Raw genomic sequence first — 24,211 nt, forward strand, 5'->3', positions numbered from 1 at the left:
GTAAAGCACATGCTGTTTTATTTAAATTAAGACCATGTTTATTTCCACGTAATCTTAGCTTTTTTGGCCTCTGTATCCAGCCAAACACTCGCGTGCTCGAATTCACGGGTAAAGATCCATTCTTCAGGATTAACACGCTTATAAGCTTCTTTTGGACTTCCTAGTGGCTTATTGAGTTTAGGGTAATCTACCAAATTGCCATCATCTAAATTCCAGCCCCAATTCCATTGAAAATACGAGTACGGCTGTGCACCAATAAGGTAACAAGCCAAGTAATATTCCAACTGATCCTTAGACTTTTGCTCAATACCTTCAGTACCTGTTGCACCAAGGGTAATATCTGCCTTTCCTTTGCCCTTGGCCCCGAAACGGTAAATCGACATTTTTCCTGCTTTAGAAATTCGAAGCATATCTTCCCAATCTCTTAAAAGGCTTTCTTTACTCATAACAGCATTATTATAATGCTCGAACATGAAACCGTCGCAAGAAGGGAAAACCTCTTTAGTGTTAGCGGCGTTGTTACCAATCAACAGTTTATCCGGGCCCATTTCTTTTTTCAAGTTAGCCATCATTTCACCTTTGGCTACTGCTATTTCTGCTAGTTTATCAAGAGGGTAATCTGCATTTACATCTACATTCATACGATCAATAAAAATGCCATCGGCACCAGAAATCTTCACACCCTCAACAGCGGATGCCACCCACCATTTACGAAAATCAGGATTTAAACAATCAAAATAATACGAAAAAGCAGGGCCATTCGTTTTTTCCTTGAATTTACCAGTTTCTGGATTAACTTCTAAGAATTTGGCCAGTGTTTTGTTTTTAGCGATGCCCTCTGGAGTAAGCTCATGATTAAATCTTGGGAAAGGCCAAGCTACATACGAATTGTAATAGAATAATACTTTAGACTCTGGTTTAACTTTATGAAATGCTTCCACTTCATGTTTTGTTCCTAGCACTTGGTCTCCAAGTTGGCGAAAACCGTGTGATTTTTCGATACATATAAAGTCGGTTTTATTAGCTATAAATTGAACCTCATCTGGTTCTAGAACACGGTCAATATCACCAAAATGGTAGTACATGGGTGTGGTTTCCCAACTAAATTTCGGGAATAATGGGTTCGTTTTAAAAGGGGTTCCATCACTTGTTTTTAATACGGATTTTGTAGACCCGCACGCACTTAAGCCTAAAACAATACTTAAAACACCAATCGTATTAATGATTCGCTTTTTTGTAGCTTTTAGATCGTAATTGGCATACTTTCTACCCGATTTATTTAATTGCTTCATAGTAATACTTAATTTAATTATATTTTTCATTTCTCTTAATAGCAACGCTATTACAATTCTTTTTTAAGGATTTGATGTTTCTCTTTTTACTTAAAAAACAAAATCTAGCCCAACTATATATACCTTAATTTAAAACTTGAATAAAATCCATATGGACGACGTTCTCCGATTTAGATTCCGTTTTAAAAGTTATCGTGTTTTTTCCCGATTTCAAAAAAACCGAAATGGCATGATTTTCCCAAACCTGCCAGCCTCCTGTTGATTTGATCTTGAGCCGCTCACTTTTCTCACCATTCACATAAACCCCAATATTATCACAATCTTTATTACCAGCCGCATATCGTAAAATAACGTCGTATGTCCCCATCTCTTCTGCCGTTACAGAAAAGGTTATTTTCGCCCCCTTCTTGTTATAAAACCCGCTCATATAAGCTGTTCCAGAAAAACCAGAGTAATGTTTATCCAACTTAACACGATTACTTAACTGCGCCTGTTCTGCCTCATAACGACTCCCTGAAATTGGAGCGGCATGCTGACTAGCTTTGGTAGTTAGACTTACAATTTGCGTTTTAGTGTCATAACGTTTTCCGTTTTCAAATACGATTTCCGGAATCACTTCAAGCAGATGATGATAGTTTTCTTCAACCCCAGCTGCCCTTATAATGGATAAAGCTTCATCTGGCCAATCGGCATTCGGAACCACATGTATGTCGGTTACTGTGCAATTGGGAGCACCAAGCTTCATCTCCTTAGAGGTCGTGTAAATGTTACGATAATGATTATCATGTTTATTACGCCATTTGTTCAGTTCGAAAATATCTTGATCTGGCCGCACTTCAAAAACATGGTCTTTACCTGTATACCAAGCCGTTCCCTCATCAGGGTGATACACCCCTTGAAAATGAGTGGTTGCTGCTTTTACATAGTTCCCATCTGAAGTAGAATTGGGCTGGCTGCCAAGCGTATAGTAAGCACCGCCATCATGTAACATATTCATACAATCGTACACGCGATTATAGCTAAAAACATTATTTCGAGCGGTTGTGGTTGGATTATTTGGAACTGATATTTCATCAAAATTATTCCAACCCCAGCCCACACTAACCGCAGAATAATTACTTTTTTGAATATGATTTTTAACAATCTTTAGGCCGTCTACAAAATAAGCAGTGATAGGAGCGTGGCCATAGAACATGGTCGTCATATCGTACAACACATTGTTTTCAACGAGTATATTACGACAAACCCCCTCTTCTTCTGGCGAATATCTTGCATAATCATGACTATCCCCCTCGTAAACATGCTGCGGATGGCCAACCTGAATGGCACCACCACCAATATCATAACAAAGATTCCCTACAAATTGACTATCGGTAACATCATTGATAAAACCAATACCCTCGTTACCCACATGCTTAAAGACATTGTTTTTAAATTGAATATGTTGTGCACCGCTTACATTAATGGCACTAGGCATGGCATCGTACGCTCGATACGCGGTTGTATGCCAGTTTGGTTCATCAAAACCACGAACAAATGTTGCTGCTTGCACCGTAGATTTACCCACAGAGCCCCCTACTTCAGGGAGAACAGCTTCTGTGTAAGCAAAAGTAAGTCCTTCAAAGCTGAGGTTATGTACTCGTTCTGACTTTGATTTTCCTTGAATGGTAATCAAGCTGCCATGACGAGGCGCATAGACTTCCGCCGTTTCTAAATCCTCACCCTCACGCGGCATATAAAACAAAATTTTATTTTTCCTATCAAAATAAAATTCACCGGGCTCATCAAGAAGCTCAAAGGCATTGTAAACAACCTGTTGGCCAGATGGATGATAGGCCCCATATTTAATATGGAGAGCCATGGCTCCATAAGGTTGCTGAAACTTAAAAACCCAATGGCCTTGAGAAGATGTAATATCCCGAATTCCAAGAATGTGCGAATTAAACTTCGTATTGCGTAAAATTTCTATATCCTGCTTATTCGTAAGCTCAGGAAGCTCATGCAGGGCAATTTGAACACCATCGATAGTAGAACCATCGATCCATGCCCAATCTGCTTGACCTTTTTTAACCTCAAAGGTACCCCAGCCTTCCTTCACCTTAACAGACTGACTGGCCATGTAAGCCCTTTTACCATTTATAAATAGAGAACGAAGTTTCTCTGGATGATCCAAATGCACCTGATACACCTTGCTATTAAACTTTTTCCAACCAGAAACCTTAGTAGCACCGGTAAATACAGGTTTAGCATCTTGGTAAGCGCGATATATAACACGGTGGTTGTTTTTACCTCCATCAGCAGGAGTAAACACCACCTCATCCTCAAAGACATAGTCTCCACTTGAAAAGTAGACTATAATATCGCCCGCCATGGAAGGAATCAGCTTGGATACCGCTGCCTTAGCCCTAGTAAAGGTTTGAAACGGCTGTTTTTGTGTTCCGGGATTGGCATCTGAACCATTGGGAGCTACATAAAATACTGTTTGTCCCGCAAATGAAATTAACGGAAGTAACAAAAGCATACAAATCAATAAACCATTTTGAATTTCTTTGTTTTTCATTTTATAAACCGTTGCTTAACACCTATTCTTAGCTTTTTGTTCTATTTTACTTCTTTTTTATCAAAACAATTTCTTGCCCCGCTACAGTTTCGATATCGTATAAAAACGATGGTTTTAAAACCACCTCATTTAGCTGAGCAGATTTGGAAGTTAAAGGCGCTTTGATATCAGGTGTTTGATAAAACGGATTGGCGTTTTGTCCTAAAGCCTGAACAGTATTCTCCTTGTTTTCTAATATTAATTCGCTGTAAGAACGCACACGGCAGTTACCACCTAAAGTCGATTTAATAACCGCTTTTACCACCTTTCCATTTTCCCACTCTAAAGATACAATTTCAAAACCACCCCTAGCTCGTAATCCTTTTACACTTCCATCCTTCCAAACATCAGGAAGTGCTGGAATTAACTGAATAGCACCATCATGACTTTGTACCAACATTTCGGTTAAACCAGAAGTGAAGCCAAAATTACCATCAATTTGAAAAGGAGGATGTGCATCTAGCATATTGGCATAGGTTCCTCCTTCTTTTTTAGGATTATCACTACCTACTAACTTTATTTGATCTTTCATCAGCTTATAAGCATGGTTACCATCTAACAAACGAGCCCATAAGTTAATTTTCCAGTTCATGGACCAGCCTGTTGAAGGGTCGCCTCTTTGGATGAGCGTATTTTTAGAAGCTTCAAACAATTTAGGGTTCTTATATGGTGAGATTTGATTTGAAGGGTACAGTCCATACAAATGAGATACGTGACGATGTTTATCTTCTGGATCATCCCAATCTTTCAACCATTCTTGTAATTGCCCGTGTTGACCAATTTGCATCGGAGGAAGTTTGGCAAGAGTTTGTTTAATTGTTTGGATTAATGCCGCATCTGTTCCTAACAATTTTGCTGCCTGCGCGGTTTTGGTAAGCATATCAAAAACCAATTGATTATCCATAGTTGCACCATAGGCGATATTTACCATATTAGGATGATGGGCTGGTCGATTTTCTGGCGATGTGGAAGGCGATATTACCAACCAACCGTTTTCGGGTTCTTCGCTTAAAAAGCTTAAGCAAAATTCAGAAGCCCCTTTCATTGCGGGATATACAGAGCGTAAATAGTTCAAATCACCATTAAACATGTATTTTTCCCATAAATGTTGACTTAACCAAGTACCTCCTGAGGTCCACATCCCCCACGTAGCACCATCTACAGGTCCAGAAATACGCCAGATATCTGTATTATGATGCGTTACCCACCCATCAGCTCCATACATATCTTGCGCTGTTTTACGTCCGGTTACAGAGAGGTCTTTTACCATCTCAATTAAGGGGTCGTGCATCTCGCTTAGGTTTGTTAGCTCGGCAGGCCAATAATTCATTTCGGTATTGATATTTAGCGTATAGGCACTTTTCCATGGAGGCAATAAGTCATTACACCAAAGCCCTTGTAAATTCGCTGGCTGCCCTCCAGGTTGCGAAGACGAAATAAGAAGATAGCGCCCAAATTGAAAATACAATGCCGCAAGAGCAGGATCATCACTGGTACTAAAATCTCTTATTCTAAGGTCTGTTGGTTTATTACTGGCTTCTGTTTGTCCTAAATCAAGGGCAACTCTATTAAAAAATGATTTATAAAAAGCCGTGTGACTATCCCATAAATCTTTAAACGATTTTTTTTCGGCGGCCTTAATATAATCGCTTGCTTTTTTATGTGGATTGGCACTAATATCCTGATAATTAACAAAATTGGTAGCAATAGAAACGTAAAGAATGGCAGCATTCGCATTAGAGACCGACAATGTATGGCCATTAGCGCTTACTTTCCCACCCTCTGGCACGATTTTCAATCTGGACTGAAATTCAACCTGACCTTTAATAGGCTTACCATTTTTAATTCTATTGCTCACATTATCGCTACCAAAACCAATCATTTTTAACACCTTATTTCCTTCTGTAGAAACCGTGACTTTAGAAGGCGCAGGACGATCCATGGTTGCCGAAAAATTGATTTTCCCTTTTTTATTTGCTGTTAACTTAATAACAATAACTTGATCTGTAAACGAAGTAAATATTTCACGTTGAAACTCTACACCATCTACGGTATAAGACATTTTATTAACGGCATTTTCAATATCCAATTCACGATAGTAGTTAGAAAAATGATCATGTCCTGAAAAATTAAGACGTAAATTCCCAACGGTCTCATAAGGCATACCATGAGAAATATTCGATATAAATTTATCATTAGCTAAGTTATGAGCGTCTTGATATTGATCTTTATACATTAAAGCTCTAATCGTCTCTAAAGACGCCTTAGCTTCTGGGTTGTCGTTTCGATGCGGGCCACCTGCCCACAATGTATTTTCATTCAATTGAATATTTTCCTTTGAAGGGTTTCCAAATACCATAGCCCCCAAACGTCCATTGCCTAAAGGCAAAGCTTCGTTCCAATCGGCAGCTGGTGCATCATACCAAAGTGTTAAGGCCCCCTTATCTTGAGAGTACCCTTTTCCAGTACCCAATAATGCAAAAATAAAAATGTACAAAATGCGTTTCATCTGTTTGTTTTTTAATGTTTTATAACCTAGGATATACTTTAATTCTTTTTAACACTGGAGACAACATCGTTTTTACAAAAAGTCATTTAAATTCAAAGAAACCAGAATTAACGAGATAACAAAAATAGCATACACTATCTTTTTGTTTATAAACTATAATTCATTTCCTATAAACTATCACTTTTAGTTTATAAATTAAAATTTTAAATATGTTTTGGCGACATTACTCCCTTTCTCGTTTACAAAATAAAGAAAAGCGTATTAATCACCCCCGCTCTATAGCCCAATAGCCACTGTTATCCTATTGGCACACTTGGGGGTATTTATAGTTAATCCCCTTGAACCTGTTCTATTTGAGTAATCTTATTATTAGTGCCATGATCGGTAACCTTCCCAAAACTTACAATCGTATTGTTACTTGCTGATGGCTCCAAAACAATGGGATACTCCGTTTCATTACGGATGGAAGAATGCTTACCCTTCACCACAATTGGTCTAAGATTCTGGTCTATAGGGCCTTCGCTACGGTGTAAAACAATATGATGGTTATCCCCTAAAACATCTGCAAGATTATGAGGTCCAACTGCATTTGGCGAAGGCAGTATGGTTAGCTCTATATCCTGATGTGATCTAGACAACCTAAAATCACTTAAAGGCGCATAAGTAAAATTCCCAGACGACCCCGTGATTTTTCCATTTTTAGGGAGGTTGAAGTTTGTCGCACCACAATCTACCGCTATAGAATTGGTAACCGTAGCCTTGCTGGCCAAATACACTCTTATACCCCCTCTCATCTTTTTAACTGTACAATTCTCTACTATAACACTCCCACCATGGGTATAAACCCTGATACCGTCCTCTGATAGAGGATACATAACATTTTTTGGAATTGGCTTTCCCTTGGTCATATAATCAGACCTCACGGGTAAGTCTTTAGGGTGCGTTTCCTCATACAAATCTGCGCTAGGCCGCATCCGCCCCTCTACCAGGGTGTTTTTTATAAGCGTTTCATCGGCAGGTTGTTGCATATAAATACCGTGCCCGAAAGCTTCTTGCTGCACTTCACAGCCATCTACCGTATTTCGCTTTCCATTAATTAAGATACCACAACGTTTATCCAAACCAAATACATTGTCGCGCCCAATACCATAAATACTACCATAACCGTATGGAAAAGACCCTCTTACCGTTAATTTGGTGTTTAAGATGATGTTATCATTTCCTGTAACACTTAATACCGCCTGTCCTTTTAATCCGAAAGCCAAAGTAGAACGGTCTTGATTGTAACGACTAAAATCTGTAACCTCTTTAAGTCCGTTTACATAAGCATCCTCAAAAGTTCCGCCCTTGAAAGTGTTATGATTCCCTGAAATAACGATATAGCTTTCTTTAATAGCGCCAACAGGTACTTTTACATACACACCAGACAAATCTATTAAATTGTTAGAGCCCGAACAAACAAGCTTTCTCGAACCTTCTGGAAGACTTGTAAGGGTATAGCTCCCTGGTGCCATAACAATCATTTGATTACTCTTTTGCACAGCATCGCGTAAGGCCGCTAATGTAGAGACCTCTATTTTAGAGGTGTGCATTACTGCTTTATCCTCGGCTTTAAAACTCAAGCACATTGTAGTAAAAACTAAAAGAACAACAAAAAACGACAAGCTATAGCCTATGTTATTTAGCAGTTTCCTACTAACTAGCTTCTGAAAGTTTCTCATAACATCCTGTTTTTAAATTTATATTCTATTTTCACAAACTGCTTTAACCCCATTAAAACTCCATCCACGTGAGTTGTTCCCAATTATCTTTTACAAATTCCTGTGGAACTCCTGGAGTTGATCTTCCATTTTCAATAATCTCTGTAATCTCCTTTTTTAGTTTGGTCACGACTTCAGGATACTCAAAATAGAGATTATTTGTTTCGGAAGGATCTTCTTCCATATTATAAAGCTCGTAGAGCGCTTCACCCGCTTTTGGATTTACGATTACAGGTTTCAATGAGCCCCCCGAACCTCTTAACATATTCAATTTCCATTTGCCTTTTCGTATGGCAAAATGTCCCGTAAACGAATGATGAATAACTGCTCTATCGGCATCATAACCTTTAGAATGGTCCTTTTGAAGCAAGGGATAGAGACTATAACTATCTTCTCCTGCATTATCAGGGAGTTTTGCCCCAACAATATCTGCTATGGTGGCTAGATAGTCGGTTTGACAGACCGGAGCATCAACAGTTGTTCCTGCATCAATCCCATTAGGCCACCGCATTAAAAAGGGAACACGATGGCCACCTTCGTAAATATCCCTTTTACCTCCCTTAAAATTCATAGAACTGTAATGCTGAAATGTATCGCGTTGATAAATGTAATTGCTTTCGGCACCATTATCAGAGGAAAAAATAACCAAGGTATTCTCTTCAAGTCCATTTGCTTTTAAAGCCTCTAAGACCTGACCAACGCGATAATCTGTTTCCTCCATAAAATCGCCGTAATTGCCACAATTACTTCGCCCTTGAAAATCGGGATGTGTACTATGTGGTAGGTGCGGACTTGTTAATGGCAAGTACAAAAAGAAAGGTTTTCCAGACTTAGCCTCACTTGCAGCAGCATTGATATACGCCACTGCTTTATTTGCAAAAGTTTCCAGCACCAGTTCATCATTAAAGGAAGGTGCAACCTCAACATAGCCCTTAGCTTTTTCCTCTTGATATGGCGGTGTCATCCTATACGTGCGTGGGGTAACATCCATTTTCTTTTTAGTATATAATGTGGGAGGATCTAAAACACGATCATTTTCCAGATATGTTAAAATTCCATAATTCATGGATGCTGCAATACCAAAAAAATAATCGAAGCCTTTTTCAATAGGGCCGTCTGTAAAAGGCTTCGACCAATCGCGGCCGCCTGTTTTGGAATCTCCTACAAACTCCATCTGAAGATGCCACTTACCAATCATCGCTGTACTGTATCCTTTATCTCTAAGCAAGGAAGCAATAGTCATTCGGTCCTTTTCGATTAAACACGGGCCATCTGCACGTAATACATTCTCTTTTAAGCTAGTTCTCCAGCTGTAACGCCCTGTTAGCAAACTATATCTAGAAGGTGTACAAACAGCATCACTACTATGTCCATCTGTAAAAACCACTCCCTCATTGGCTATTTTATCCATATGTGGTGTTTGAAATTTAGCATTCGGATTAAGAGCGCTTACATCACCATAACCTTGATCATCGGTATAAATAATAACCACATTAGGCCTTTGCTTAGCTGCCTTAATATTTTTAACTTTTGATGCGAGCTTTTCTCCTTTCAAATGTGAAAGCATAAAATTGGCTGCATGATTATTTATCGAATCTATAGACGGGGATATATTGGAACCGTGAAAACTATGTCCACCATTTTTAACAGTCAATAACTCGACATCTGCCTTTTTTTTCTTCGCCACCTCCATCATATAAGTAGCATTAATTATTGGCAATGTGGTATCTTGATCCCCATGCAATAATAAAATAGGAGGACTGTTTTTTTCTAGTAATTCGGTTGGACTAAGCAGCCTAGCCAATTCGGGCTTATCACTTAGTGGCGCACCTAAAAGCCGTTCAAAAAGCGTCCCATCTTCAAAAATAGACCCAGGCCTTAAGTCGTTATGCACCAGTGATGTAAAAGGAAAATAAGACGCCACACATTTAAACTGTGGAGAAACCCCTGAGAGCCGATTATCTCCCTGAAAATCAGAATCCTTACCCAAAGCAGTTACCAAACTTAAATGCCCACCTGCCGAGCCTCCCCAAATTCCATAACGTTCTTCATCCAGCTGATACTTCTCCTTGTTTTTTAGGAGAAAACGAGCGGCATCCTTAGCATCTACAACAGCATCGTAAGCATTAGTATTACCACGCGCTAGCCTATATTGTATGGAAGCACATACCACACCATGATCCAGCAAGGTTCTCAAACTGCCTAAAAACGGTTTTTTCAAAATATTATACTTACTTCCACCAGCCCATCCTCCGCCGTGCACATGAAGCATCCACGGTTGTTTTTGCTGGACTCTTTCAGCATTCGGGTAGAAAATGGTCATATCTAATGTTACACCATCTACCGTTTTATAAACTACTGTTTCTATATGCTCAAATGTGTCGAGGATCTCTTGCTCCTCGGCTGTTTGTGCAAACACAATCGATTGACAACCCAACATAAAAAAGAATAAACCTCTCTTTAACAAAAGCTCTATTTTGAACCTCATAAAATCACCCATATTCAACTTTTTACTTTAAAAAAAACTTAATAAAAAAACGTTTAAACTATTTATTTTGAAATGTCTTCAACTTTACCTTTACTTTTAATTTGTGATTTTTTTGTTCCTGGCAATAGAAGGACCTTAGCTTCTGTTTGATTATCTAACTGAATATTAGACGCCCTAACGCCTTCACCTTGATAATAAGCATATCCGTTTCTGGTTGACAATTCTATAGCAAACACCTTAGGAACAAAAGAAACCTTAGATGTTTTTATATTCACCTTATGATTTGAACCATTTATCGCGGCGAGCAAAGTGTTATTCATTCCGTCTCTACTATCCAGAATCTCAATATCCACAGAAGCATTTTTAGCACTGGTTTTCGTGATACAGAATGCCTCTGCATATTTAGCGTCGGCACTGCAATTAATAAGCACATCGTCGTTGCCCACATTAAATCCAGCTGCTATGGTGTTGGTTACTTTACAGTTAATAACCGTATCTCCAATAGCATTCAATCCCGTACAAATACCACGTCTCATGTTTGTTACTGTACAATCTTTAATGGTGGTTGCCCCTGTAAGGACACCTGGAGATGTGTCTGGATAAATGCGAATACCATCCTCACTCATAGAGAACATCTCTCCGGGCAAAAAAGTACCATCACTGGCCACCCGTGCCCCTTCAACATATCCGCCCTTTGCAGCTTTAAAATTTTTATCAAAAGCATAACCAGAGGTTTCCGCTAAAATGGCATCGGTAGTTCTTAATAAACCATCCACATGGCAATCTTCTATTAACGTATTTTGGGCACCTTGAACAAAAATAGCGTGTCCCATAGCACGCATATGAACCTTACATCCTATAAGCTTCACACCGTTAGCAGGGTATCCAATCCTAATTCCATTCATTTTACGTACGTCGTTTCCACCTAAACCATAAAAGCTACCATAGCCCCAAGGGTTTGAACCAGCAGTTCTTATTTCTGCATTTTTTAATGTTACATCCAACCCCACTAAATTGAATATTTTATTTTTACTTTGGTGCCCGTACGAGGCTCCATAAGTTTCCACATAAGGCCCTTCCATAACGCTGTGCGCTCCTGACATTTCCAGTGCACAATACAAACTTTTTTCGCTATTTCCTCTAGCTAAGCTCGTATTGGCGAATAATTTGGTATCGACCATTAAGCGTACGCCATTTAAATCGTAATGACTATTGGTTCCAGACAACTCTATAAAACGTGTACAAAAGGCTTTATCAATCTGGTACGGTCCGGGTTTGAGTCGAATGTTCACATTATCTTGAGCAGCATACCCCCTAAACTCGCTTATATTATCCACTAAAATAAACCCATCGCTATCGAGTACTGGCTTACTATTATCTTCAGTAAGTTTAATAGCAGTTATGACGTGAGACAAACCATTTACAACTGCAACATTTTTATTTTTTTCAATTCTAAAAACAAGTTGCCCCCTTACTTTTAAATTTTAAGCGCCACTGTTTTGGGGGCTGTTCCCTTACCATCATATCGCCATAATTCATTGGCCGCAGCATCTAAAAGCGTTATGGGCACAGAAGTGGCATCTCCCGTTTGAGCATAGTTAAATGTTACGGCCTTTACGGCTGTATCTAATTTGAGATGATAATACGCATACATATCTCCTGTAAGCGCACTTAGGGGGCTGGTTGTAAAGGTAAGACCACGCTGTGTTGTATGGGTTTTAAAAAACGTTTCAGCTTTAGAATCATTATAGCGGATGGTCCATTTTTCTGAAGTTTTGTTTTGAGCAAAAGATACAGTCGTGATTACTTGTACAAAAACAAGTAAAAAATATAAGGGTCTGGTTTTTAAAATCTGTGTTTTCATTGTTTTAATTTCTATTTGGACTTTTCTCATTCATGCATATCTGTTGCGGCTAAAAACGATCGGGGTTCTGCTGGGCTAAAAGAGAAGGGCTTAAAGCCTGTTCGTATTTCATCTTTAACTCAACTAAAACTTTTACAGTTATAGTTTCACGACCTTTCTTGTGATACTTTTTGAGGTATCATCAAGCTTTAAAAAATAAACCCCGCGATTTAATTGGGACACATCCAGTATGGTTTCTGAAAGGTTTTTAGGAGCTATTTCCATTACTTTCCTGCCATTAATATCATATAAAGCGATATTAATTTCATTATAATCCCAATGAATATTAGTTAAAGAAATAACCAGATTGTCCCGTACGGGGTTTGGATATAACCTTAAGGCACTACCCTTTGTATTCTTAACAGATAAAGACGCCTCGAACACCTCCACTTCGGCCAAGGACAAAGCACCGGTGCCATTCAATACTATTTTTACAATTTGTCCCTGCACACCTCCAGCGTTTAAGGTTATGGCAGGATCTGGATAATTGGTAAATACTTTAGAAAACACTAGTTCTTCATTAGAATCTAGCACATAAACCGTAAAATCACTTAATCTAGCTTTACAACAATTATCGGTTCTATTAAAAATCTTGATTTCTCCAAGTGCTGTTTCCGATTGTAATGTGACTTGCCACCAAGGATTGGCTTCTGAAAGGGTGTGCGATACAGAATTATTAACCCAAACCCCATCTGTATTGCCGTCGATTGCATTTGCCGCAAAGCCATCACTGCTGCGGGACGACGATTGTGAAGCTGTTCCCAAAACAGCTAGATTTTCATAATTACAATTACTAAACATGGTATTTTGTGTACCATTATCCGTAATTGTACCACAAGATTGTCCCGAAATATTAGAACTATCTGAATGTAAGACTATAGGAAAGTTTGTTAGATTTTTAACAACAATATCTGTTGCTGAAAAATTATTCTGCGACGCATTACTCCCGTTTAAAACCCTAAGTCCTTGTAAATCGCCAGAAACCATAATTTTCAAATTACTTGGAATAGTGGTGATATCACTTCTAAAAGTAAGATTGTGGTTTTTACCCCCTATATATGCTATTGCACCATGTCCGTTATAATACGCATCACTAGGCGGCAGAATGGTGATATCCGCTACGTATCCATTATCGCTACCATATGTGTTTTTAAAAACAGGTCCATATATAGCATCTGCACCACAATTTACAACGGTACCGCTACCGATAGAGTAGCCGTTCTCGCTACCTAAAACCGTACAGCCCTCTACATATTTTGTACCTGTAGCGTGTGCCAATGTGACACCAGTTCTAGCGTTTTTTATTGTGCAATTTAAAACGGTAGGATTATCTGTTCCCCTTTCAATCTCTACGCCATCGATATAAGTGGTCCCGCCATTATAGGCACGGATTCCCCCCTCCTGTAAACTCATCATATAACCCGCAGGAAGCTTATAGCCCCAAGTGGTCATAAAACCTACATCAAAAGCAGGTCCAGATGTTTCCGCCAACATATCATCAGTAGTGCGCATCTCACCTTCCATATAACATCCTTCTATAATAGGGTAACTAGCCGCTTGCATAAAAACAATGTGACCATAAGCGCGTGAAATAACAGTAGTATTTTTAAGATGGTTGCGCAACCCTCGTATTAAAATCCCAGAATGTTTGCGATGTTTAATAACTGCCCCCCCCCCTTTACCAAAAGCATCCCCATAGCCATATGGATACGACCCACGTACCGTTACATGAAACCCTTCAATTCTATTGTCTTTTCCATCCATGATGATGGCTTGTGCGGTTTTTTTGGGAGCTGTGCTTCCCACATCTACCATGGTTAGGTTTTTAAGAACATTGTTATTTCCCAGTATCTGTATTTCATTAACCGCTACCGAACCAAATAATGTAAACACATTAGTATCAATATTTATGGTAACTCCAGTAAAATCGTAAATACTATTAGAACCTTCAAAAAGCAACAAAGGATTGCTATATTTCCCTAACAACACATCTGATGTTGTTATATCATACACTCCAGGCGCTAATTTTACCTCCACATTATCGTTACTTAAATGGGGTAATAATTCTGCTAATGAATTTACTATGATGGGTTGTGCCTGAATGGTATGAAGAGACAAAAAGGCCAAAATAAAAAGGCCTGTTCGCATTAAAGCGTAGTTTTTTTCCACAGTGTATATCGTTTAGTTTAGTTTCACTAAAATACGACCTATGTGCAAATGTGTTTATAAATTATGATGAAATAGCTATAACTTATAGCCTGTTTCCGTTAAAATTTATACATTAATCTGCCACAGCCATGGTTTTATGGGCTTCCTACAAAAAGTTTGTCGTTTATCAGATTCTTATAAATCAAATTAAAAAAACCGACTGGTATAAATTTTTAAGAGAATGAATTAAAAATCCATTCTCTTAAAAATCACATCCTTAATCGCCTAAATAAGCACCATCTTCTTTAAGCTTGGCTTCTAATTTTGAATACTCCAGTTTCTCTGGTGTGGTATGCTCCATAACAGACAAACCTGCCAATGTTCCTGCACCTTGGCCAATAGCCATGGCAATAGGCGTAACCCTTAAGCCTGCACTAGCGTGATGATCTGCACCAATAGCCCTACCAGAAAGCACTAAATTATTTACCTCATTTACCAATAATGAATCTTTAGGAATATAATACGCTCCCTCATCTTTTAAATGCACTGTATCTGTGGTACCACCGTCTGGCGAATGCACATCCAATGGATAACCACCCACGGCAATGGGCTCTTTAAAGCGTACCTCGTTTACTAAGTCTTCTGCACATAACACATATTTTGCGTGTGGATGTCGAGATTCTCTAATACCAATATGAGGTGCGGTACTTACAAAGGTTGCATTTTCGAAACCTGGCGCATACTTTCTTACAAAATTATAAATTTCAACACATTGCTTACGTCCCATAGTTTCGGCCTTACTTAAGTCGAACGGGTTTAAGGGGTTAAAACCTAATACACGAGAGGTGTTAAAAATAAACTCACCTTCCGTATTCGTTTCAAAAAACAACACGTTATCTCTAGGGATCGTAACTTCTCCTTTAGCTTTTGCTGCATTCCATAAATCATAAAAGCCCCATGTAGAAATACGTTTCGTGCGTTTTAAAACCTCAGCCCTATCCTCTGCTCTCTCATCGGCATCAAATTGATCCCAATTATTAATCATATACTCCCTAAGCTTTTCAGTATCGACATTACCAACCTTAATATTAGTGGTCATGGGTTGCGATTTATTATCTTCTTTTCTACCTTCGGTAAATGGCACTCCAGAAAGTTTTACAATTTCACTATCGCCGCTGGCATCTACAAAAACTTTTGCAGGAATTTCTTGAATTCCGCCTCTATTATGAATAAAAATAGATTTTATTTCTTTTCCTTCTTTCGAAATATCAATAAAACGGGTATGGTATAAAATTTCGGCTCCTGCTTCTATCACCATATCTTCCAGGGTTACTTTCAACATTTCAGCATCAAAAGGTGTTACCGTAGAACAATAGCCCGTGCCATCTAAAATATGTCCCGGGCTTGCCCCTTTCGCTACTAATCTACTAACCATCTCGTTTGGTGTACCAAAAACCAATTGCCGTCCTGCTTTATTGTGAAACGTCATCATGGGGCCAACGCCCATCGCTGTTAAAGACCCTCCTAAAAACCCGAATTGTTCTATTAATAAGGTTTTTGCCCCTGTTTTTGCCGACGCGATTGCTGCATGGCTTCCTGATACGCCTCCCCCTACTACAATGACGTCGTATCCTTCTACTAATGTTGTTTTAAATGTTTTCATCTCTCTTTTTTTTCATATTGAAACACCTTACACATTTGATGCTTCTTTTTTTAATTTATTATTAATTTTTGAATGTACCAATGCCACCACAATAACGACCAAAGCCCCCACTGGGAACCACCAAAAGAAACTGATGCCCTCGTAATGCATTCCAGCAATAACGAAAATAGTGGTTATAGCCCCTACTAATATTCCTGTAAACGTTCCTTTTCGCATTAATGCTAAAAACGCTATCCCTATTAAAGTTCCATAAGCATAACCTGGCACTTTAAATCCTAATGCCAGTAAGCCACCATCTTGAAAAAAACTAAACCCATACGCTAACATTGCCAAAACAACTCCCCAAACAATAATGGCTATTTTTGATATTTTTACCACTTTATTTTCATCCATGGTTTTTAGCTTAGGATAAACCAATGTGCCAACCCCCATGACACTCGTTTGAGAAAGCGCTGTTAAGGCAGAGTCCAGAGTTGAAATACCGGCAGCGAACATGGCGGCTATAATGAGTCCTGAAATACCATTTGGCAATTCGTTGACCACAAAATATGGAAATATCCTATCGGGCTCTGTGCTTATGGAGCTGCTTACCACATCAGACAGCGGGTAGATATCGTAATACACGACCAACCCAATGCCTACAAAAGCCATAATCCACGTTGTTGCTACCCCCACAACAGAAAAAGCGACCGCTTTACGTGCTTCTTTTAAATTCTTACAACATAAGGCACGCTGTGTTACCACTTGATCTACGGCGTTAGAGCCAAACTCAAAAAACGTGCAACCTAAAATACCCACCCATAAGGTATATGTTTTATGAGGATCCAAAGATAAATCCCATAATACTAATTTAGCTTTTTCGTCGGCTATAGCCATCATCTGACCAAAACCACCAGGTATGTCGCCCACAGCATAAAAAAGTGCAAAACAAGCGCCGAAAATAAAAATCACAAATTGAATGGCATCTGTCCAAACCACCGTGGTTATACCCCCTATATAAGACCACAGTACCGCAAACAACGCTATAATACCAATGCAAACCATGGTACTTTGCCCCGTAATAACACTCAATACTAAAGCTGTACCCAATAAACGCACCCCTTGGCTCATGGTGGCACCAATCATAAAAAATGTACGCGATAACTGACTGGTTTTTATGCCCAACCTATTTTGTATAAAATCATAGGGACTAAAAACACCTTCTTCATAATATTCCTTTAACAAAACATATACAAACAGAATATTACCCAAAGCAAAACCAATGGTCATTTGCAAATAGGTTAAATTTCCATGCATTGAAAACACAAAGGCTGGTACTGCAATAAAAGTTGCGACACTGGTTTTTGTTGCTATTAATGATAAGGAAACAGCCCACCAAGGCAGATTGTTACCACCTTTAAAAAAGGCATCTAAGCCTTTATCTTTATTTTTTACCAACTCGCCAATAAGTGTTGTTCCTAATAAAAAGACAATTAACACGATCCAGTTTACGGTAGAAAAATGACTGGATGCTATCTCGTTACCTCCCTGTGCAAACACAGAAAAACAACAAAATAAACCTACAATAACCACAATAAATTTTTTCATTATTTCACATTTTGTTGTTTAGCATTATTCTATTTAAAAAGTTTGTGATGTTTCTTCACTATTTAAATTGAAAGTATTTTTAGTCTAGTTTGAGGTAAGCATCGTGTATAAAAATGAGGGATAATTTTCGCCTGAAATAGTTCCTGCTCCCGAAGCACCAGACCCTTTAGTTAAAGAGTCGCCAAAGCATATGATTCTTTTATAAGTATTTAACAAACCATTATCTTTCAAGTAGTTAAAAACATTGTCTGCTATAAACTTATAACCTAGAGGTTTTAAATGCACGCCATCCTTTACATTACTGTTTTTCTCATTTCTTATATAGTCATCTTGATTATGGGCAGGTAAATTATTTGCTTTAAATGCAGCATTAATATCTACAAAAAGAACTTGATTGTCCTGAGCGACTTGTTCTACTATCTGTCCTGCTTTTTGAAGTTTTACATTTGGCGTATCTTTAAACAAGGCTTTATCATGACGCATATACAGGTATATACTATCTACTGTTGGCGGACTCATTAAAAGGATCTGCGCTTTATTTTCTTTTATACGCTTTACTATTTGATCAAGATTGGACCGATACGTTTCATAAGACACAAACTTCTTGGAATTCAACATATCATTAGTACCAACCATTAGGATTACCAAGTCTGGCTTTTCCCTTAAGACTTCTTTTTCTAATCTAGAAATTAAGTTTAGCGTGGTATTTCCCGCAACGCCCATGTTTTCGAGTGTCAACTCTTTTTTAACAAAAGTGTTATTCTCGGTTTTAATTTGAGTCGTTTTACAGGCGCTAAAAAGCAACAAAGCCATTAGTGATCGTGATAATTGTTTCGTTATATTCATGACTTTTTTTATTTAATTAAACTGATTATCGCTTCCAAGATCTTCTAATAACGCTCCATTGGATATCACTTTGCAATTCGCCGATAATGCTTTAAAAACGATAGGCATCCCGGTTTCATTGGTTAATGTAATGTTGTAGGCTCCAGAAAACGCTTTAGGATCGGTATTGGGTTGTCTATAAGCATGAACATCCGACCAAAAAGATTCTCCAAAAACAATTGGAACACTGTGACCCCTTTGTTCATTTTTATAGTTTTTTAAGGTTATTTTATGTCCAGTCCCATTAATTTCCGCCAAACGCTTAACGGGATATGCGCCAACCGTATTTATGAGTTCCAGCTCTATATCACAATTTTCAGTATTGTTATTGTGAAAACTTAGTAATGGCCCATATTTAGCATCGCCTTTTGAATTTTTGATAATAGCATTTTTCGATACCGAATAGCCTTTTTCTTGACATTCGAGCGCTGTACAACCGTCAATTATAGTTTCGCCCACATGAGCACTTAAATCGAAACCCGACCTCATGTGCTTTACAGTGGTATTTATAACCGTAATATGCTCCGTTTTTCTTCCAACAAAATACCCATAAGGATACGATCTTACGCCATCTTCGGCCAATGATTTCATTTCATTAGGTAGTATTTTACCTGGAGGATAATCACTCTTAAAACCGGTTTCAAAAGCAGGCCCCGACGTTTCCGCAAGCATATCGGTTGTAGAACGCATTTCACCTTCCACATAGCAGTCCTTTATATAGGTATTAACGGCACCTTGCATAACAATCCCATGGCCAAACGCTTTAGTATACACTTTGCAACCTATAAGCTTTGTATCTTTTCCTGTAACCAAAAGCGAGGAATGCTTTTGAGGCTTAACGATAGTTCTCTTTCCTTTTCCCAATAAATGGCCGTAACCATAAGGATAAGACCCTTGAATGTGAAGGGTGGTGTTCAAGATGGTATTACCATCGCCCATAACGTGCATCATGATAGCACCCCGAGTAGGTGCTTCATGTTTATGAGCGCTATCGTAAACCTCTACCCCATCGATCGTGTTATGGTTGCCCGAGACAAAAAGTTCGAAAATTTGACGCTCACCAAAAACTTTATGCAATTTGGCGTCTATATTTATAATAACATTTGTTAAAATATAGTGACTATTATTCCCAGAAAAGTTGAGCAATGACGCTATAGGAAAATCTGATATATGTGTATCCCCTTCTAATCTTTTTAATATTGAGGTTTGACTTAGTTTAATGTCATCGAGGTTGTACGTTCCTGGTTTTAACTTTACAACCACGTGGTCTTTTGACAAGTATCTTGAAAACTCTTGTAAATTTTCAACTACAATAGTTTTTTCCGTTAACGCTTGGTCTTTTTTATAGGGTTTACAAGATAAAAACACAGTTACTCCAATTAATAATAATCGCAATAAAATAGGTAATTTAATCATAGATAAAATAGTTGAAAATTTACAGTGCTTTCGTTTTTAATTAACGATGTTGCTTTGGCCGTTATCGGTTACCGTACCGTTAGTTGTTACAGAATTAGAATCTGCTAGATCAGTAAAAACAATAGGCATTTGGGTTTTATTATTTAGAAAATTAGTACTAGCACCAGCGTATTCACTATAAGAAAAACCTCTAAAAAACTTATCATCTGCATACGTCGATTCTCCAAAAACAATAGGCAACGGTGTTGCTCTTACCTTATTCTCATGATTTTTAATAGTAATGTTATGGCCATTTCCAATTATTTCGACCAAACGCTGAGGCGGGAAGTCGCTTTCAGTATTAATCAATTCCAAATCGACAACACAATTTCTACTATTCTTATAAGGGAAAGTTAATAGAGGACCATACTGGGCATCCCCTTTACTTTTAGAAATTTCAATACCCGTTCCTCCTGAAAAAGCACTTTCACAACCTATCGCTGTACTGTTTGAAATAGTCATTTCACCACTTCCATGGACTAAAACAAAACCACTACGCATATTTTTTACGGTGGTATTCACTACGGTTACCTTTTTAGTTCTAGAATATGAAAATGGCCCATCTAAATACGTTCTTACCCCATCTTCATTCATAGAAATCATATGGCCTTTTTCAAAATAACCAGGCGCATAATACGATTTAGGAACTTGTTTTCCATCTACAGTTACATATTGAGTGATATCAGAAAGATCCCCTTCTAAGATGTCGTCTGTACTTCGCATTTCACCTTCCACATAACAGTCTTCTATAAGCGTATTTACAGCACCCTGCAACACAATACCATGCCCAAAAGCTCTGGTGATAACATTACATCTTAATAGTTTTGTACCTGTTCCTGTAACTAACAAAGAAGAGTGTTTATGCAAACTCACTAATGCATCAGAACTTTTACCTAACAACTGCCCGTAACCATAAGGCCAAGAACCCGTTATATATAATGAAACATCTTCTAAAGTGTTATCAACTCCAGAAACAGTAAGCATAATGGCAGAGGTTCCATCTGTATAAGGTGCGGTATAACCATCGCCTAAATTATTAAAACTTAATCCTTTTATAATATTATTAGTACCATCGATAAACACTTCATTAATCTTTCCATTATTATCAATACTAGGATAAATAGCGGTATCAACATTAATCACTACACCCTCTAAATCGAAAATATTATTATTGCCCGAGAAATGAAATAGAGTTGAAATGGCATAAGTTCCATCTGGAATTTGATCATTAGTATCGTCATATCTATCAATGTTTAGCTCTTTAAAATAAGATGCATCGTTAATCAAATACGTTCCTGCAGCCATTTTAACATGCACATCATCTTTAGCAGCATATTCTCTTAACTCCTCTAAACTACTAATGCTGATGATATCGATTTCCTCAGGAACCTCTTCATCAGGTTTTTCAATACTTTCTTTTTTTGGAGCTCCAACTTCTGGAAGGCTACAATTAAAAAGAAATAAACTTAATAAAAGGATTACTATATATTTCATAATTGTTTTTTTAAATTAAATTATTGTTTCTAACATTAAGATGAAGCCATATTTTCTTCTATTTTTTTTAATTTTAATAAAGCTTCCATAAAATAATAATCGGCATAAATAATTGGCACATCAATTTCAGAATTTGTGGGGTGATGTCCAGTAGAATGCAATAGTAATGCTTGATTTGTGTCTTTACTTAAATACGGCTCAGAGGACAAGAGCTCAATGAAGCCTTTAGCAGCATTAAAATACTTAGCCTTAAGATTGGCGTCTTTAACTAAGCCAGACAATTCCAATAACCCACAAGCAGCGACTGCTGCTGCTGATGCATCTTTTGGTGCATTTGGTATTTTAGGGTCGTCAAAATCCCAATACGGCATGCCATCTTCTGGTAAGCGCTCTAAAAACTTATCGGAAAGTTTTATAGCCGTTTGCAAGAAATCTTCTCGACCTGTTTCTCTATACGAAAAGGCAAAACCGTAAATACCCCAGGTTTGTCCCCTAGCCCACATAGAATCATCGGCATACCCTTGATGGGCGACCCCCCTAATAAAGGCGCCCGTTTTATCATCAAAAGAGCCTAAGTGATATGTGGAGTAATCAGGCCGTACCAAGTATTTCATGGAGACTTCTGCGTGGCTTACAGCAATATCATACAACTTTTTAGAGCCTCCGTTTTTCGAAGCCCAAAACAGCAGTTCCAAATTAATCATATTATCTATAATGGTGTTGTGGGGATACTGAGGTTTAGATGGCCATGAATGTATAGTGCCCACTATAGGGTTATACAAGGTCGCTAAAGTATCGGCCGCCGCCAACATGATTTTTTTATACTCTGGATTACCTGTTAACCTATAGCCATTGCCATAACTACAATACACCTGAAAACCTATATCGTGATCCATAGCGGGCGAATACGCTATGGTTTCTAGAGGTGCGGTAAACTTTTCGGCAGCCTCTTTTAAAGCCTCATCTTCTGAGTATTCGTAAGCATACCAAAGCACTCCTGGCCAAAACCCACTACACCAATCTCTAACACCTACCAATTCCCATTTTGTATGGTCTTGAGAAATCGTGCGCGGGAAACTATCGGCGGTTTTTAAGCTGTTTAAAGCGTCTCTTACTTTTGCCGTACTTGAGTTTAAAACCTTATCGACTGTTGGTGCTTCTGTTTCTTTTTTTGTGCTGTTACAACCTAACAATACAACCGCCAAACTTAAGGATGCTAATCCTATTTTAAAAATTCCCATATTTATTATTTAAAAGCTTTATTTCTAAAGACACGTTTTACAAAATGTTTTATTCGATAAAGTTTTTTAAATCCTCTACCGATTTAAATGAAATAATCCAATCTACACTAAGGGAGGTGTTGCCTGCATCTCCTAATAGAAAAATAAGCCGCTTTGTATCGGTATATGTTGTGGCACCGTTTGCAAAAGGCTGTACTGCACTGGAACCAAATCCCGAACCGCTTGTGCTTAAATCGAAATAATAAACACCTTGATCGTTTATTTCTGGATTTGGCACATGCTCGAAACCGGTTTTGTTATTGGCATACCAACCTCCTGCAAAATAAAAACCAAATCTAGAAGCTGGCAGATGATCTAGTTTTATTGCCAATAAAGGGAACTCACTAGATACCGTTAATTCTTTTCCTGTAGGTGTTTGAAATCCAAAATACCCATCTAAACTATCAAATGTTCCCGTTAGAGAACCTCCTGAAACCGACATACCAGTAGATCCAGGGTTATTAAACGACTCAATAGTTTCAAAATCATTATCGGTATCAAACAAAAATTTAAGACGTCCTATAGGGTATGAAAACTCTGGCCCCACTAAAACTTGCACACCTTTTGTTAAGGTAATTGGCCCTGTTCGTCCTGCAAACGGAACAGACACGACTATTTCGGTGTTAGTTATTGAAATGATTTCAGCATGAGCACCTCCGTTAAAACTTATCGTTATGGCATTAGAATCTGTACCAAAATTATCCCCTACTATGGTTATATTTTCTCCCGCCGAGGCTATGCTAGGAAGATAATAATCCACTTTGGCACCTGGAATAAATGTAAAGGTATCTGTCGTTTCTTTTACGTCGCCCCATACATCTACTTGAATTTTACCTGTGGTAGCCTTTGCCGGTACTGCAACTGTAATTTGAGTATTGGAATAACTTACAATGTGCTCTGCAAAGATGCCATTAAAATAAATTTTAGCAGCTTCTTTGAAGTCTCCAAAATGATTACCCTCTATAGTTATATATTCTCCAGAAAGCGCTGCTTGAGGAGAAAAAGATGTGACTGTTATTTCTGGATACGTTACCAATTCTGTTTGAAAGTCTTTTTCTGTATCATAACATGAGCTTAAACTCAGTGTTACTAGCGTTATCATGGCTAAAAATATTCTGTTTTTTATGTTTTTCATGACTGTTTGTTTT

General features: G+C 38.2%; 15 protein-coding genes. All 15 read right to left on the reverse strand.

The window, feature by feature from the left end; genetic code table 11:
- Positions 1 to 38: 38 nt before the first annotated feature.
- A complete protein-coding gene (locus ACFFU9_RS11275; protein ID WP_379861543.1) occupies positions 39 to 1,322 on the reverse strand; it encodes a putative glycoside hydrolase in 1,284 nt (427 codons plus the stop codon).
- Positions 1,323 to 1,416: 94 nt separating this feature from the next.
- Entirely contained in the window at positions 1,417 to 3,852 is a 2,436-nt protein-coding gene (locus ACFFU9_RS11280; RefSeq protein ID WP_379861544.1) for a carbohydrate-binding protein, read from the reverse strand.
- Positions 3,853 to 3,898: 46 nt separating this feature from the next.
- Complete coding sequence (locus tag ACFFU9_RS11285; RefSeq protein WP_379861545.1) at positions 3,899 to 6,400, reverse strand: glycoside hydrolase family 95 protein; 2,502 nt, start codon at positions 6,398 to 6,400, stop codon at positions 3,899 to 3,901.
- A gap of 329 nt (positions 6,401 to 6,729) precedes the next feature.
- Positions 6,730 to 8,121, reverse strand: a complete 1,392-nt coding sequence (locus ACFFU9_RS11290) for a right-handed parallel beta-helix repeat-containing protein (RefSeq protein WP_379861546.1) — start codon at positions 8,119 to 8,121, stop codon at positions 6,730 to 6,732.
- A gap of 52 nt (positions 8,122 to 8,173) precedes the next feature.
- Positions 8,174 to 10,648 (reverse strand): sulfatase-like hydrolase/transferase, encoded by a 2,475-nt coding sequence (locus ACFFU9_RS11295; RefSeq protein ID WP_379861547.1) that lies wholly within the window; start codon positions 10,646 to 10,648, stop codon positions 8,174 to 8,176.
- Positions 10,649 to 10,710: 62 nt separating this feature from the next.
- Positions 10,711 to 12,063, reverse strand: coding sequence for a right-handed parallel beta-helix repeat-containing protein (locus ACFFU9_RS11300; RefSeq protein WP_379861548.1), 1,353 nt, complete (start codon positions 12,061 to 12,063; stop codon positions 10,711 to 10,713).
- Between the two features lie 62 nt (positions 12,064 to 12,125).
- Positions 12,126 to 12,512 carry a hypothetical protein gene (locus tag ACFFU9_RS11305; RefSeq protein WP_379861549.1) on the reverse strand — a complete coding sequence of 129 codons (387 nt, stop codon included), beginning with the start codon at positions 12,510 to 12,512 and terminating at the stop codon, positions 12,126 to 12,128.
- A gap of 138 nt (positions 12,513 to 12,650) precedes the next feature.
- Entirely contained in the window at positions 12,651 to 14,720 is a 2,070-nt protein-coding gene (locus ACFFU9_RS11310; RefSeq protein WP_379861550.1) for a T9SS type A sorting domain-containing protein, read from the reverse strand.
- A gap of 256 nt (positions 14,721 to 14,976) precedes the next feature.
- Positions 14,977 to 16,362 carry an FAD-dependent oxidoreductase gene (locus ACFFU9_RS11315; protein ID WP_379861551.1) on the reverse strand — a complete coding sequence of 462 codons (1,386 nt, stop codon included), beginning with the start codon at positions 16,360 to 16,362 and terminating at the stop codon, positions 14,977 to 14,979.
- 27 nt (positions 16,363 to 16,389) lie between these two features.
- Positions 16,390 to 17,949, reverse strand: a complete 1,560-nt coding sequence (locus tag ACFFU9_RS11320) for a sodium:solute symporter family transporter (RefSeq protein WP_379861552.1) — start codon at positions 17,947 to 17,949, stop codon at positions 16,390 to 16,392.
- A gap of 84 nt (positions 17,950 to 18,033) precedes the next feature.
- Positions 18,034 to 18,795 (reverse strand): SGNH/GDSL hydrolase family protein, encoded by a 762-nt coding sequence (locus ACFFU9_RS11325; protein WP_379861553.1) that lies wholly within the window; start codon positions 18,793 to 18,795, stop codon positions 18,034 to 18,036.
- A gap of 12 nt (positions 18,796 to 18,807) precedes the next feature.
- Entirely contained in the window at positions 18,808 to 20,250 is a 1,443-nt protein-coding gene (locus ACFFU9_RS11330) for a hypothetical protein (RefSeq protein ID WP_379861554.1), read from the reverse strand.
- 36 nt (positions 20,251 to 20,286) lie between these two features.
- Positions 20,287 to 21,783 carry a right-handed parallel beta-helix repeat-containing protein gene (locus ACFFU9_RS11335; protein ID WP_379861555.1) on the reverse strand — a complete coding sequence of 499 codons (1,497 nt, stop codon included), beginning with the start codon at positions 21,781 to 21,783 and terminating at the stop codon, positions 20,287 to 20,289.
- 35 nt (positions 21,784 to 21,818) lie between these two features.
- Positions 21,819 to 23,024, reverse strand: coding sequence for a glycoside hydrolase family 88 protein (locus tag ACFFU9_RS11340; protein ID WP_379861556.1), 1,206 nt, complete (start codon positions 23,022 to 23,024; stop codon positions 21,819 to 21,821).
- Between the two features lie 49 nt (positions 23,025 to 23,073).
- A complete protein-coding gene (locus ACFFU9_RS11345) occupies positions 23,074 to 24,198 on the reverse strand; it encodes an IPT/TIG domain-containing protein (protein WP_379861557.1) in 1,125 nt (374 codons plus the stop codon).
- Positions 24,199 to 24,211: the final 13 nt, after the last annotated feature.

Source organism: Mariniflexile ostreae (genome assembly GCF_042427585.1).
Classification (GTDB): Bacteria; Bacteroidota; Bacteroidia; order Flavobacteriales; family Flavobacteriaceae; genus Pseudalgibacter; species Pseudalgibacter ostreae.